This window comes from Acidisphaera sp. S103, from assembly GCF_009765975.1.
Lineage (GTDB): Bacteria > Pseudomonadota > Alphaproteobacteria > Acetobacterales > Acetobacteraceae > Rhodopila.
Window position 1 is genome coordinate 64,157 of sequence record NZ_LMUJ01000048.1, and the last position, 12,882, is coordinate 77,038.

A 12,882-nucleotide genomic window follows, 5' to 3' on the forward strand; every position below is an offset into this window, starting at 1 on the left:
TGATCGACACGCCGGCCGGCACGGTACTGCACACCGGCGACTGGAAACTGGACGCCAATCCGCTGCTGGGGCCGCCGACCGATGAGGCCGCGCTGACCGAAATCGGCAACAAGGGCGTATTGGCGATCGTCTGCGATTCCACCAACGCGATGGTCGAGGGCCACTCCGGCAGCGAACTCGACGTCCGCCGCACGCTGTCGGCGTTGATCCGTGACCTGACCGGACGGGTCGCCGTCACCTGCTTCGCCAGCAACGTGGCGCGTATGGAATCCATCGCCCTGGCCGCGCGTGACGCCGGTCGCAGCGTCGCCATCGTCGGCCGATCGATGCGCAACATCGACGCCGCCGCCCGCGAGTGCGGCTACCTGAAGACGCTGTCGCCGTTCCTGACCGAGGACGACATCGACGACGTCGCCGACGACAACCTGCTGATGCTGATCACCGGCAGTCAGGGTGAGGCACGCAGCGCGCTGTCCCGCATCGCCCGCGACGACCATCCGCGCGTCTCGCTGGGGGAAGGCGACACCGTCATTTATTCCTCCCGCATGATCCCCGGCAACGAACGCGCGATCGGCACCGTGCAGGACAACCTGGTCCGCCGCGGCGTCCGGCTGATGACCGACGACGACCACCTGGTCCACGTTTCCGGCCACCCCGCTCGGGATGAGCTGCGGCGGATGTACCGGCTGGTGAAGCCGCGTTATTCCATCCCGGTGCACGGCGAGTGGCGGCATCTGTCCGCGCATGCCGAACTGGCTCGGGAGGCCGGTGCGACACCGTTCATGATGGAAGACGGCGACATCATCACGCTGTACCCCGGCCGGCCCGCCATCACCGACAGTGCCCCGGTCGGGCGGCTGGTGCTGGACGGCACGCGGCTGGTGCCGCTGAAGGGTGAGGTGATGGCGGCGAGGCGGCGCATGTTGTTCAACGGCATCGTCGTCGCCAGCGTGGCCGTGGATCAGTCCGGCAACGTGCGTGGGCGACCAAAGATCAGTGCCCCCGGGTTGCTGGACCCGGAAGATCCCGACACTGACCGGGTGACCGACGATTTCGCCGACTCGCTGCTTGATCTTCCCGCCAACCTGCGGCGCGACGATGCGGCGCTGCAGGACGCGGCCAGGTCGGCGTTACGGCGAACCCTGGGCCGCAAACTAGGCAAGCGGCCGATGGTCGATGTGCATCTGATCAGGGTCTAGGATCGATGAACTGGTTCACGGGTATGGTCTTGTTCATCATGATCTGGTGGACAGCGCTGTTCGCGGTGCTGCCGTTCGGCACCAAGCCGGTGGTGAAGGCGGACACTGTCAGCGGCTGGCGCGGCGCGCCGGAGCGGCCGGGACTACTGCGCAAAGTTATCGTTACCACGATCATTACATGTGTATTGTGGACCGGCAGTTACTTGCTGATCCGCAGTGACTACGTCAGTTTCCGGCACGGCTATTTCGCCGAACCGGAAGACTGATCAACTTTGATTTTTATGATTTTTTAGGCGCCTACCCCGCCTCGGAAGGCGGAGGAACGTGTCCTCGGCCTTCCGGGCAGATGGCGTTTTCTCCCCAAACCTGGCCTGCCTACCCGCTGGTATGCTGCCTCCGCCTAGTTACTCAAAGTCACAGGCGCTGTCACGTGATATTGTCAAGTTTTCAAGGGTTGTCGCGAAGTTTATTGCGTAGAACCATTGTGCAGCGCACCAAACTTTCAATTCCTACTGATTCACTTACTTCATTGTGCGTCGCAGCATTTGTCTTACCACCAATTACTTGCTCTGCTTCGCATGACGCCGAAGATAATGCCCGCATAGCGCGGTAGCCTGTTTCCGCTAAACGCGTTACGACCCTCCGCTGGCTGAACCTTGAACGGAACCCGATCCCGATGCGCCTGTCCCGCGGCTTTATCCCCACGCTGAAGGAAACGCCCAGTGAGGCACAAATCGCCTCCCACCGGCTGATGCTGCGGGCCGGGCTGGTGCGGCAGACATCGGCCGGTATCTACGCCTGGCTGCCGCTGGGCCTGCGCGTGCTGCGCAATATCGAGCGGATCGTGCGGGAAGAGCAGAACGCCGTGGGCGCGCAGGAAATCCTGATGCCGACGGTCCAGCCGGCCGAACTGTGGCGGGAAAGCGGGCGGTATGAGGATTACGGCAAGGAGATGCTGCGGATCACCGATCGCCATGACCGGGAGATGCTGTACGGCCCGACTAATGAGGAGATGGTCACCGACCTGTTCCGCCAATCGGTCCGCAGCTATCGGGAGCTGCCGCAGATCCTTTACCACATCCAGTGGAAGTTCCGTGACGAGGTGCGGCCTCGGTTCGGGGTGATGCGCGGCCGCGAATTCCTGATGAAGGACGCCTATTCCTTCGACCTGGATCATGACGGCGCGGTGGTCAGCTACCGGAAGATGATGCTGGCCTATATGCGCACATTCCAGCGCATCGGGCTGAAGGCGATCCCGATGGAGGCCGATACCGGCCCGATCGGCGGCGACCTGAGCCACGAGTTCATCATCCTGGCACCCACCGGGGAGAGCCAAGTCTACTACGACGCGGCTTTTGAGGAGATCGACTACCTGTCGTCCAATGCCAGCGGTTTCAGCCCTGAGAAGCCGGACGACCTAGCTCGGTTTTTCACGGAAATGACCACGCATTACGCCGCGACGGACGAAAAGCATGACACCGCTCGGTGGGACAGTGTGTCGGCGGAGCGCAAGCGCGAGGGGCGTGGCATCGAGGTCGGCCACATCTTCTACTTCGGCACCAAATACACGAAGTCGATGGGCGCGGTTGTGGCCGGGCCGGACGGCAAGCCGGTGCATCCGGAGATGGGCAGCTACGGCGTCGGCGTGTCCCGCCTGGTCGGCGCGGTGATCGAGGCCAGCCATGACGACGCCGGTATCATCTGGCCGGACGCCGTCGCACCGTTCAAGGCGGCGATCCTGAACCTGAAAATCGGCGACGCGGCGTGTGACGCGCTGTGCGAGCGGCTGTATGCGGCGCTCGGGGATGCGGCGCTTTACGATGACCGCGCGGACCGGGCGGGCGCGAAGTTCGCCGATGCCGACCTGATGGGGCATCCGTGGCAGATCGTCGTCGGACCCCGTGGCGCCGCGGCGGGGACGGTGGAGCTGAAACGCCGGGCGACGGGTGAACGGGTGGAGGTTACGCCGGAGGAAGCGTTGAGCCGGATCGGTTAGGTGGGGATGATTTTCGACCGTCGCGGGTGGGATCGGACACACCCTGTCCGTCATGGCCGGGCGAGTCCCGGCCATCCGCGCTTCATCGGCCGGTGCGAAGATGGCCGGGACATGCCCGGCCATGACGATCGCGACGTGCCCACTACCACGGACCGCCCCTGAATGTTCGGTCCGTTCGAACGCATGGTGGCCGGCCGCTATCTGCGCGCGCGCAAGGGCGAGCGGTTCGTTTCCATCATCGCCACCTTCTCCCTGGTCGGCATCGCGCTGGGAGTGGCGACGCTAATCGTCGTGACCTCGGTCATGAGCGGCTTCCAAGTCGAACTCGTCTCACGCATCCTGGGGGTGAACGGCCATATCACCGTCGAGGCCTATGCCGGGCAGCGGCTGGACAACTACCAGCCTCTGCTGGCGCAGATCCGCGGGATGAAGGACGTTGCCTCCGCCACGCCGGTGCTGGACGGGCAGGCGCTGCTCAGCACCGACAACGGCGGCGCCCGAGGCGGGCTGGTGCGCGGCATCACCCTGGACGACCTGAAGGCGCTGCATCCGATCAGCGACCATATCATCGCCGGCAGCCTGGCCGATTTCACCGGCGACGACGCGCTGGTCGTCGGTGTCGGGCTGGCCAGCACCTATCGGTTGCGGATCGGTGACTCGCTGACGATCATCTCGCCGGAGGGCGCGGCGACCGCGTTCGGCACCATCCCGCGGGTGCGCGCCTACAAGGTGGTGGCGATCTTCGACGCCGGACTGAGCGACTACAACAACAGCGTGGTGTTCCTGCCTCTGCCGGCGGCGCAGATATTCTTCCAGAAGCCCAACGCCGTCACAGGCGTGGAAATCAGGCTGCACGACCCCGACCAGGTCAACACGATGGGCCGAGCGCTGGCGCCGCTGCTGGAGGGACGACAGGTGTACGCGCGCGACTGGCGGCATGCCAACGACACCATCATCGGCGTGCTGCAGGTGCAGAAGGACACGATGTTCATCGTGCTGGGCATGATCGTGCTGGTGGCCGCGTTCAACGTGGTGTCCTCGCTGATCATGCTGGTGAAGGACAAGCGGGCCGACATCGCCGTGCTGCGCACCATCGGCGCCGGCAGTTTCGCCGTGCTGCGCATCTTCCTGATGTGCGGCGCGTTCGTCGGCGTCGCGGGCACCGTCATCGGCACGATCATCGGCGTGGTGTTCTGCCACTACATCGTCCCGATCCAGCATTTCATCGAGCATGTGACGGGCGGGCAGGTGTTCGATGCCTCGGTGTTCATGTTGACCGAGTTGCCGAACACCATTGATTGGGCGGATGTCGGCCGGGTGGTGGCGTTGGGGTTGATCTTGTCTCTGCTGGCGACGCTGTATCCCAGTTGGCGCGCGGCCAGGACCGATCCGGTGGAAGCGCTGCGCCATGAGTGATCCGCTGGTGTTGCGCGCCGTGTCCCGCACGTATCGCGGCGACGCGGGGGAATTGCCGGTACTGCGCGGCGCCGACCTGACGGTGCGGGCCGGTGAGATCGTTGCGCTGGTGGCGCCCTCGGGGGCCGGCAAGTCAACGCTGCTGCATGTGGCCGGGCTGCTGGATCGTCCCGATGGCGGATCGGTGCTGATCGAGGGCCGCGACGTTGGCGGACTGCCCGATGCCGCTCGCACCGCGATCAGGCGCGACACGATCGGCTTCGTGTATCAGTTCCACCATCTGCTGCCGGAGTTCTCCGCGCTGGAGAACATCGTGCTGCCGCAGATGATCGCCGGCCGGTCTCGGCGGGCCGCCGCCGAGCGCGCCAAGGCGCTGCTGACCACGTTCGGACTGGCCGCGCGATTGGGTCACCTGCCGGGTAAGTTGTCGGGCGGCGAGCAGCAGCGGGTGGCCATCGCCCGAGCTTTGGCGAATGGGCCGAAATTGCTGCTGGCGGATGAGCCGACGGGCAACCTGGATGTGGCGACGGCCGAAGCGGTGTTTGTCGAATTGCTGGCGATCGTGCGGGATCAGGGGGTGGCGGCGCTGGTCGCGACGCATAACCCCGAGCTGGCGGCTCGGATGGACCGGACGGTGACGTTGCGGGATGGGCGGCTGGTTTAGGCGCGGGACTGGATCGGAAGGCTCGGACTGACGCCGTGGACAATGAGGTAGGAGACGGCGTCAACACGACCTGATGTGAGTTGCCTGACGCTGGTGCATACCCCAGAATGCGTCATACCCATGCCTTTGAGGAGGTGTCTATGAAGTGGCTTGTTGCTGGAGCAACCGTTTTTCTGATCGGTATCGGAAGTGCCAGCGCGCAACCACCGCCGCCAAATTACGCGCCTATTCCGCCGCCACGCGTCGAAGTCGTGCCGCCCGCGCCCGGTCCGCGCGTGGTCTGGGAGCCTGGTCACTGGCACTGGGACGGCGCCACCTATGTGTGGAGAGCCGGCCATTACGTCGAGCGCCGGCCGCACTACGGCCACTACGTCAACGGCCATTGGCGGTGGGGTCCCGATGTCGGCCACTACGTCTGGGTGCCGGCGCATTGGGAGTGACGCTCAATTCAGCGTGGTGACCACGGGAACATGATCCGACGGTTGGGTCTGATCGCGCTCATTCCTGTCGGGGTCGGCTGAAACCAGCCGCTCCGCCAGGGCGGGCGATAGCAGGGCGTGGTCGATCCGTAGGCCAACGTCGCGCTGCCAGGCGCCCCCCTGGTAGTCCCAGAACGTGTAGACCGGCCCATGCGGGTGGACCGCGCGAACGGCGTCGGTCAGGCCCATCCAGATCATCCGGCGATACGCGGATCGGGATTCCGGCCGGACCAGGGCATCGGTTGGCGACAGGGCACCGGGCGCGTAGTCCTCATCCGTCGGGCACACGTTGAAGTCGCCGGTGATGACGAACGGCTTGTCGGCATCCAGCAGCGTCTGGGCACGTTCGGCCAACCGGTCCATCCAGGCCAGCTTGTACGCAAAACCCTCATCGCCGCGGGAGTTGCCGTTGGGCAGGTAAATGCCGATCAGGGTGATGCCGGCCACCTCGACCTCGATATAGCGCGCCTGCGCGTCGTCTTCCGGCAGGCCAGGCAACGCCCGATGCACCACGGTGAAGGGCACCCGGGCTAGAACGGCGACACCGTTATACGATTTTTGTCCGACCACCTCGGCCGCGTAGCCCAAACCGTGGAACGGCAGTGACGGGAAGGCGGTGGTCTCGCACTTGATCTCCTGCAGGAACAGGACATCCGGCCGGGTCTTCTCCAGCCAGCGTTGCACGTGGCTTTCCCGCTGGCGGATCGAGTTGACGTTCCATGTCGCGATCTTCACGTGGTCTCACTCCATTGGGCGGGCGTGTGTCTCTTGCCCCAAATCGCGCTTGTGGTCACTGTGCGGCGAAACCTCAACCAAGGGCGGAATATGCCAATCGAACTCTATACCTGGAACACCCCCAATGGCCGCAAGATCAGCGTCGCGCTGGAGGAGATGGGCCTGCCGTACAGTGTGCATCCGGTCAACATCTCCAAAAACGAGCAGTTCGCGCCGGACTTCCTGAAGATCAGCCCGAACAACCGCATCCCCGCGATCATCGATCCGGATGGGCCGGGCGGCGCGCCCATCAGCGTGTTCGAGTCGGGCGCGATCCTGATCTACCTCGGCCAGAAAACCGGAAAATTCTACCCGGCGGACCCGCGCAAGCAGGTGCCGGTGCTGGAGTGGCTGATGTGGCAGATGGGCGGATTCGGTCCGATGCCTGGCCAGGTGCATCATTTCCTCCAGGTGGAAAACCCCCAGGACCAGCGTTACGGCCTGGAGCGCTATTCCAAGGAGACCGCTCGGTTGTACGGCGTGTTGGACCGGCGTCTGGCACAGCACGAATACGTGGCGGATGAGGTCTCCATCGCCGATTTCGCCATCCTGGGGTGGGCATGGCGGCATGAGCGCCACAAGATCGACCTGGCGCAATTCCCCAATGTAAAGCGCTGGTATGAGACGATCATGGCCCGTCCCGCGACCATCCGGGGCTTCGAAGTGGCGCTGAGCTGACCGCCGGAAGCGACTCTCGGGTCATGCCCGAGGGTCGCGGCGGCCTACGTCTTGGTGTTTGCCTGCACTTTCGCCCCCTGTATCTTCGCCCAGGTATCGCGCAGCCCGACCGTGCGATTGAAGACCAGCCGATCCGGCCGTGAGTCCGGATCGAGCGCGAAATATCCGGTCCGCTCGAACTGCACCGCTTCGCCAACCGCGGCCGAGGCCAACGCCGGCTCCACCAGGCAACCGCTCAATACGTCCAGCGATTCGGGGTTGAGGTCGGCCAGCGCATCGCCATCGGCGCCGGGGTCAGGGCGGTTGAATAGATGGGAATACAGCCGGACCTCGGCCGGCACCGCGTCGGCGGCAGCCACCCAGTGCAGGGTCGCCTGCACTTTGCGGCCATCCGGCGAGTCGCCGCCTTTCGATGCCGGATCGTAGGTGCAGCGTAGGGCGACGACGGTGCCGGCCGCATCCTTCACCGCTTCCCGGCAGGTCACGAAGTAGCCGTAGCGCAGCCGGACTTCCTTGCCCGGCGACAGGCGGTAGAACTTCTTGGGGGGCGTCTCCATGAAGTCGTCCTGCTCGACATACAGTTCCCGTCCGAACGTCAATGGGCGCACGCCGGCGTCGGGATTGTCCGGATGGTTGCGGGCTTCCAGCGTTTCCGTCTGGCCTTCCGGGTAGTTCTCGATGATCAGCTTCAAGGGTCGCAACACGGCCATCCGGCGTGGCGCGATCGGGTTCAGCGTGTCGCGGATCGCCGAATCCAGCATGGCGACATCCACGGTGCTGTAAGCGCGCGCGACCCCCACGCGGCTGATGAACTCCCGCAGCGCCGCTGCCGGAACGCCGCGCCGCCTGATTCCGGCGATCGTCGGCATGCGCGGGTCATCCCACCCGGTCACGTGCTTTTCGGCGACCAGCCGGGTCAGATGACGCTTGGACAGCACGGTGTAGCTGACGTTCAGGCGGGCGAATTCGTACTGGTGGGGCCGCGAGGGCACCGGCAGGTGCTCGATCAGCCAGTCGTACAGTGGGCGGTGATCCTCGAACTCCAGCGTGCAGACACTGTGGGTGATGTGCTCGATGGCGTCCGACTGGCCGTGGGCGAAATCGTATGTCGGATAGATCGACCAGGCGTCGCCGGTGCGCGGGTGATGCGCGTGCAGGATGCGGTACAGCACAGGATCGCGCAGGTTCATGTTGCCCGACGCCATGTCGATCTTGGCGCGCAGCACGCGGGCGCCGTTGGGGAATTCGCCTGCCCGCATGCGGCGGAACAGGTCGAGGTTCTCCTCGACCGAACGGTAGCGGAACGGGCTGTTCTGGCCGGGTTCGGTCAGGGTGCCGCGCTGGGACCGCATCGCCTCGGGCGGCGTGTCGTCGACATACGCGTTGCCGGTGCGGATCAGGTGTTCGGCCCATTCGTAAAGCTGCTCGAAGTAGTCGGAGGCGTAATGGAGATGTTCGCCCCAGTCGAAGCCCAGCCAGCGCACGTCGCGCTGAATGGAATCGGCGAAAAGCTGCTCCTCCTTCACTGGGTTGGTGTCGTCGAAGCGCAGGTGGCAGGTGCCGCCGAGTTCGCGGGCGATGCCGAAATTCAGGCAGATCGACTTGGCATGCCCCAGATGCAGGAAGCCGTTCGGCTCCGGCGGGAAGCGCGTGACCACATTTTGGGCGCGGCCGGCGTCCAGATCCGCCTGCACGATGTCACGGATGAAGTCGCGTCCAACCTCGGTCGATTTCGTCTCGGTATCCACCATGCCTCCGACTCCAGATCCACCGCCGCCACGGTCGGGTGGACATCGCTATATGTGCATCCTGTCCGGCAAATCTGATCGCCCGGCGCGAATGGCGGCCACTCACTACACAACTGGCTGCGGTTTGGCGACCTTATGTGCCGACGCCACGCGAGCCATTTGGGCGCGCACCCGTTCCCGGTGCGCGGTGTAGAGGCCGCTGGCGATGATGATGCCGGCCCCAACCAGGGTCCATTGATCCAGCAGATTGGTGAAGACCAGGAACCCCAGGCCGGCCGACCAAAGCAATTGGCTGTAGAAGAACGGCGCCAGCAAGGACGCCGGTGCCAGCCGGTGCGCCAGGATAACCAGCCACTGGCCCCCCGATGCCACCACCCCCATCAGCAGCGCCAATCCGAGTTGCTTCAGGGTCGGCCACGCCACCGCGAACGGCAGCATCACGGTCAGCACCGCGGTGCCGATCCCGGCCGACCACAAGACCGTGGTCTGCGGTGTGTCGGAACCGCTGATCTTGCGGGTGATGATCAGTGCCAGGGCCCAGCAGGATGAACTCGCGACGCCGAACAGCGCGGCCGGCTGGAAGCCGCTCAGACCCGGGCGGACAACGACCAGCATCCCCAGGATACCGGCCGCGACCGCGGCCCACCGGCGCGGGCCAACACGTTCGCCCAACAGCGGGATCGACAGGATCGTAACCAGCAGCGGCGACAGGAAACTAATGGTCGTCGCCTGCGCCATGGTCATTTGACGCACGCCATAGACGAACAGCACTGACGATCCCGCGACGCACAGCCCGCGGATGACCTGAAGCCCCGGGTTGCGCGGCCGTACCGAGCGGCTCGGCGCCTGCCCAACCAAGCACAGCGCCATGAGCAGAAAGACGACGTAGCGGATCCAGATGAACTCGATGATCGGCAGCCCACCACTGAGGTATTTCGCGATCGTGTCGGAGGAGCTGAACAGCACGGTCGCGCCGACCGCCAGTAAAATCGCCCGGAGTGGATTGTCGGGAAGCATGCCGGCTTATAGCGGGATGATTCGGACGACATTGTGTCATCATCGCACAAATCGCGGGCTTCGCTCCCCTACCCAAAGCGCTCCCGCGTCGCAACGGCGGCCGGACGGCCATAGCAACGCCGCAACCACGCATCGACGTTCGGATACGGCGTCATGTCCAACAACCGCACTCGCGACGGCGATAGCACCGTCGCGACATTCAGGTCACTGACCGTGAAGTGCGTCCCGACCAACCAGTGCCGTTCGGCCAGCGTGCGATCAAGCAGACCCAGCGCCAGATCCACGGCCTCCCGAGCCTGCTCTTCGATCATCGAACGTAGCGCGGCGAGCCTGGCGTCCTGCTGGACCCAAGGCTCCAGATGCGCCTGCGCCCACAACGTCCAGCGCCAGACTTCGGCCTCGCCCCGCGCATCGGACGGATACAGCGCCGCCGTCCCACCGTATTTCTTGGCGAGATACAGATTGATGGCGAGAGACTCGGACAGCGCGAAGCCGTCATCGACAATCGCCGGGATCGTCCCGGCCGGATTAATTTGCAGAAACGCCGTCTGCCGCAACGCAGGATCGTCGGCCGCGAGCGGCACATGCTCGTAGTCGATCCCGAGTTCGGCCGCGGCCCAGAGAACCCGAAGCGTCCGGGAACGCGGCGATCCATAGATGATCAGTGTCATGACGTAATCTGATCGCCGGACGCGAAGCCGGTCAACGCCGGAACGTCGGTTTCCATCGACTTCCTGCACACACACTCATAATCTCGACCCCATGAAGCACATCGCGGTACTGACAAGTGGCGGTGACGCCCCCGGCATGAACGCGGCCATCCGAGCGGTCACGCGCAGCGCGCTCGATCAGGACATGACGGTCTACGGTGTGCGACAGGGCTGGCAGGGTCTGGTCGACGGCCAATTTCGGCAACTCAGCGCGCGCGACGTCGGCGGCATTATTCAGGTCGGCGGCACGTTTCTAGGCAGTGCCAGGTCAGCCGAATTCCGCCAGGAGAGCGGTCGTTCCAAGGCGCTGCGCAACCTCGCACAACGCGGCATCGACGGTGTCGTGGTGATTGGCGGCAACGGTTCCCAAACCGGGTCCTACATGCTCAGCCAGCTTGGCATCCACGTCGTCGGTATCGCCTCCACCATCGATAACGACCTGTTGGGAACCGACATTTCCATCGGCTGCGATACCGCCATCAACGTCACGCTGGAGGCGATCGACCACCTGCGCACCACCGGTTCCTCGCACAATCGCGCCTTTCTGGTCGAAACCATGGGACGGGACTGCGGCTACCTGGCGATCATGGCGGGCCTCGCCGGCGGCGCGGAAGTCATTTCGACGCCGGAGTTCGAGGTCCCGGCGAGCGAAATCGCGCAGCGCCTGCGCGCCGCCTACGAACGCGGCAAAACCCATGCGATCGTGGTCATCGCCGAAGGCGTCAAGGAAAATAGCACGAAAATACTATCGTATTTCGACGCCGATAAGCAAAGGACAGGTTTCGAGCTACGCACCACCACGCTCGGGCACGTCGTGCGCGGTGCCCCGCCAAGCGCCTTCGATCGCATCTTGGCGACGCGGCTAGGCGTGAACGCCGTCAAGGCCCTGGCCAACGGCGACACCGGCGTCGTCGTCGGCTGGCAAAAGAACGAGGTGACATTGACCCCGCTCCCCGATATCGTCGGACGCATCAAGCCGGTGGACACCGAACTGCTGGAACTTGCCCGCATCCTGGCAAAGTAATCAGTCCGGCTTACGATCCAGCCTGCCCATACCCACCGCCACCCGGCGTCTGGATCACAAACACATCCCCCGGCACCAGTTCCGCCCGGTCCGTCCCGGTCAGCACATCGCGCGACCCATCCGCCCGTTCCACCCATTGCAGGCCCGCCGCCCCGTCCGCACCACCGTCCAGACCGAACGGCGCCACCACTCGCCGGGACGAAACGATCACCGCCGTCATCGGCTCCAGGAAGCGGATGCGCCGCACCGCTCCGTCGCCGCCGGACCACTTGCCGTCGCCGCCGGAGCCCCGGCGAATGGCGAACAATTCCTGCCGCACCGGATAGCGCAACTCCAGGATCTCCGGGTCGGTCATGCGCGTGTTGGTCATATGCGTCTGGATCGCCGAGGTCCCGTCGAACCCCGGCCCCGCGCCGGTGCCGCCGCAGATCGTTTCATAGTATTGGCGGGTGGCGTCGCCGAACAAGAAGTTGTTCATTGTCGCTTGCGAACAGGCAATGACACCCAATGCGCCGAAGATGGCATTGCAGGTGGCCTGGGACACCTCGGTGTTGCCGGCGACGACCGCCGCACCCGGGTTCGGGGACAGAAACGTTCCGGGCGGAATGATCAGCGTCAGCGGCTTCAGGCACCCATCGTTCAGCGGAATATCATCCCCCACCAAACACCGAAACACATACAACACAGCCGCTCGGGTTACCGCCGGTGGCGAATTGAAATTACCCTCGTGCTGCGGTCCTGTGCCGGTAAAATCCACGGTAGCACACCGGTTTTCCCGATCGACACTGATAGAGACACACAAGTCGCGTCCATTATCCATCTTGTAGTTGAAACGACCGGAACCAAGGCGTTCGATGACACGGCGAACCGATTCTTCGGCATTGTCCATGACGTGGCGCATATACGCGCTGACTACCGGCCAGCCGAATTGCCCGACGACTCGTTGCAGTTCCTGCACACCCTTCTCATTCGCGGCGACCTGGGCCTTGATGTCCGCCACGTTCACGGCCGGGCTGCGCGCCGGGTATTTCGCGCCGCTTAACAACGCGCGGAATTCGGCTTCCCGGAAATGTCCGCCATCCACCAGCAGGAAGTCGTCGATCACGACGCCTTCTTCCTCTAACGTTCGCGACATCGGCGGTGTCGAGCCGGGCGTAATCCCGCCGATATCGGCGTG

The 12,882-nt window shown here is 64.6% G+C and carries 12 protein-coding genes and 1 pseudogene; 8 read left to right on the forward strand and 5 right to left on the reverse strand.

The genetic code is table 11. The features are described 5' to 3' along the window. The 6 genes and pseudogenes from GSQ89_RS12860 to GSQ89_RS12885 form a co-directional block, all read left to right on the forward strand. Positions 1–1,199, forward strand: a pseudogene (locus tag GSQ89_RS12860) (ribonuclease J); the annotation flags it as partial. 5 nt (positions 1,200–1,204) lie between these two features. Further along, on the forward strand, positions 1,205–1,465 hold the full coding sequence (locus GSQ89_RS12865; protein WP_158925694.1) for a DUF1467 family protein: 261 nt from the start codon (positions 1,205–1,207) through the stop codon (positions 1,463–1,465). A gap of 410 nt (positions 1,466–1,875) precedes the next feature. Further along, positions 1,876–3,195, forward strand: a complete 1,320-nt coding sequence (gene proS / locus GSQ89_RS12870; RefSeq protein WP_158925696.1) for a proline--tRNA ligase — start codon at positions 1,876–1,878, stop codon at positions 3,193–3,195. A 162-nt stretch (positions 3,196–3,357) separates the two neighbouring features. Beyond that, positions 3,358–4,611, forward strand: coding sequence for a lipoprotein-releasing ABC transporter permease subunit (locus GSQ89_RS12875; RefSeq protein ID WP_158925698.1), 1,254 nt, complete (start codon positions 3,358–3,360; stop codon positions 4,609–4,611). Beyond that, positions 4,604–5,275, forward strand: coding sequence for an ABC transporter ATP-binding protein (locus GSQ89_RS12880; RefSeq protein WP_158925700.1), 672 nt, complete (start codon positions 4,604–4,606; stop codon positions 5,273–5,275). Before GSQ89_RS12875 ends, GSQ89_RS12880 begins: the two co-directional genes overlap by 8 nt. Before the next feature lie 140 nt (positions 5,276–5,415). Beyond that, positions 5,416–5,715, forward strand: coding sequence for a YXWGXW repeat-containing protein (locus tag GSQ89_RS12885; RefSeq protein WP_216856142.1), 300 nt, complete (start codon positions 5,416–5,418; stop codon positions 5,713–5,715). Between the two features lie 3 nt (positions 5,716–5,718). On the opposite strand, the gene GSQ89_RS12890 is transcribed toward GSQ89_RS12885, so the two are convergent. Further along, positions 5,719–6,489: an exodeoxyribonuclease III gene (locus GSQ89_RS12890; RefSeq protein ID WP_158925704.1), complete on the reverse strand. Its 771-nt coding sequence runs from the start codon at positions 6,487–6,489 to the stop codon at positions 5,719–5,721. Positions 6,490–6,579: 90 nt separating this feature from the next. Between GSQ89_RS12890 and GSQ89_RS12895 the strand changes: the two genes are divergently transcribed. After that, on the forward strand, positions 6,580–7,206 hold the full coding sequence (locus GSQ89_RS12895; protein WP_158925706.1) for a glutathione S-transferase family protein: 627 nt from the start codon (positions 6,580–6,582) through the stop codon (positions 7,204–7,206). 44 nt (positions 7,207–7,250) lie between these two features. Here GSQ89_RS12895 and GSQ89_RS12900 read toward each other — a convergent pair whose 3' ends face one another. The 3 genes from GSQ89_RS12900 to GSQ89_RS12910 form a co-directional block, all read right to left on the reverse strand. Further along, complete coding sequence (locus GSQ89_RS12900; RefSeq protein WP_158925708.1) at positions 7,251–8,957, reverse strand: glutamine--tRNA ligase/YqeY domain fusion protein; 1,707 nt, start codon at positions 8,955–8,957, stop codon at positions 7,251–7,253. 102 nt (positions 8,958–9,059) lie between these two features. Continuing rightward, positions 9,060–9,971: a DMT family transporter gene (locus GSQ89_RS12905; RefSeq protein WP_158925710.1), complete on the reverse strand. Its 912-nt coding sequence runs from the start codon at positions 9,969–9,971 to the stop codon at positions 9,060–9,062. Between the two features lie 68 nt (positions 9,972–10,039). Beyond that, complete coding sequence (locus GSQ89_RS12910; protein WP_158925712.1) at positions 10,040–10,642, reverse strand: glutathione S-transferase family protein; 603 nt, start codon at positions 10,640–10,642, stop codon at positions 10,040–10,042. Positions 10,643–10,733: 91 nt separating this feature from the next. Between GSQ89_RS12910 and GSQ89_RS12915 the strand changes: the two genes are divergently transcribed. Next, positions 10,734–11,705 (forward strand): ATP-dependent 6-phosphofructokinase, encoded by a 972-nt coding sequence (locus tag GSQ89_RS12915; RefSeq protein ID WP_158925714.1) that lies wholly within the window; start codon positions 10,734–10,736, stop codon positions 11,703–11,705. A 10-nt stretch (positions 11,706–11,715) separates the two neighbouring features. Here GSQ89_RS12915 and GSQ89_RS12920 read toward each other — a convergent pair. Continuing rightward, positions 11,716–12,882, reverse strand: a 1,167-nt coding sequence (locus GSQ89_RS12920) for a hydantoinase B/oxoprolinase family protein (RefSeq protein WP_174254858.1), incomplete at its 5' end; no start/stop codon positions are given.

Bases quoted from the DNA above. Each gene is read 5' to 3' on its own strand.
- GSQ89_RS12910 (WP_158925712.1), bottom strand. From the start codon at position 10,642: ATGACACTGATCATCTATGGATCGCCGCGTTCCCGGACGCTTCGGGTT.
- GSQ89_RS12880 (WP_158925700.1), top strand. From the start codon at position 4,604: ATGAGTGATCCGCTGGTGTTGCGCGCCGTGTCCCGCACGTATCGCGGC.
- proS (WP_158925696.1), top strand. From the start codon at position 1,876: ATGCGCCTGTCCCGCGGCTTTATCCCCACGCTGAAGGAAACGCCCAGT.
- GSQ89_RS12885 (WP_216856142.1), top strand. From the start codon at position 5,416: ATGAAGTGGCTTGTTGCTGGAGCAACCGTTTTTCTGATCGGTATCGGA.
- GSQ89_RS12905 (WP_158925710.1), bottom strand. From the start codon at position 9,971: ATGCTTCCCGACAATCCACTCCGGGCGATTTTACTGGCGGTCGGCGCG.
- GSQ89_RS12865 (WP_158925694.1), top strand. From the start codon at position 1,205: ATGAACTGGTTCACGGGTATGGTCTTGTTCATCATGATCTGGTGGACA.
- GSQ89_RS12875 (WP_158925698.1), top strand. From the start codon at position 3,358: ATGTTCGGTCCGTTCGAACGCATGGTGGCCGGCCGCTATCTGCGCGCG.
- GSQ89_RS12895 (WP_158925706.1), top strand. From the start codon at position 6,580: ATGCCAATCGAACTCTATACCTGGAACACCCCCAATGGCCGCAAGATC.
- GSQ89_RS12900 (WP_158925708.1), bottom strand. From the start codon at position 8,957: ATGGTGGATACCGAGACGAAATCGACCGAGGTTGGACGCGACTTCATC.
- GSQ89_RS12915 (WP_158925714.1), top strand. From the start codon at position 10,734: ATGAAGCACATCGCGGTACTGACAAGTGGCGGTGACGCCCCCGGCATG.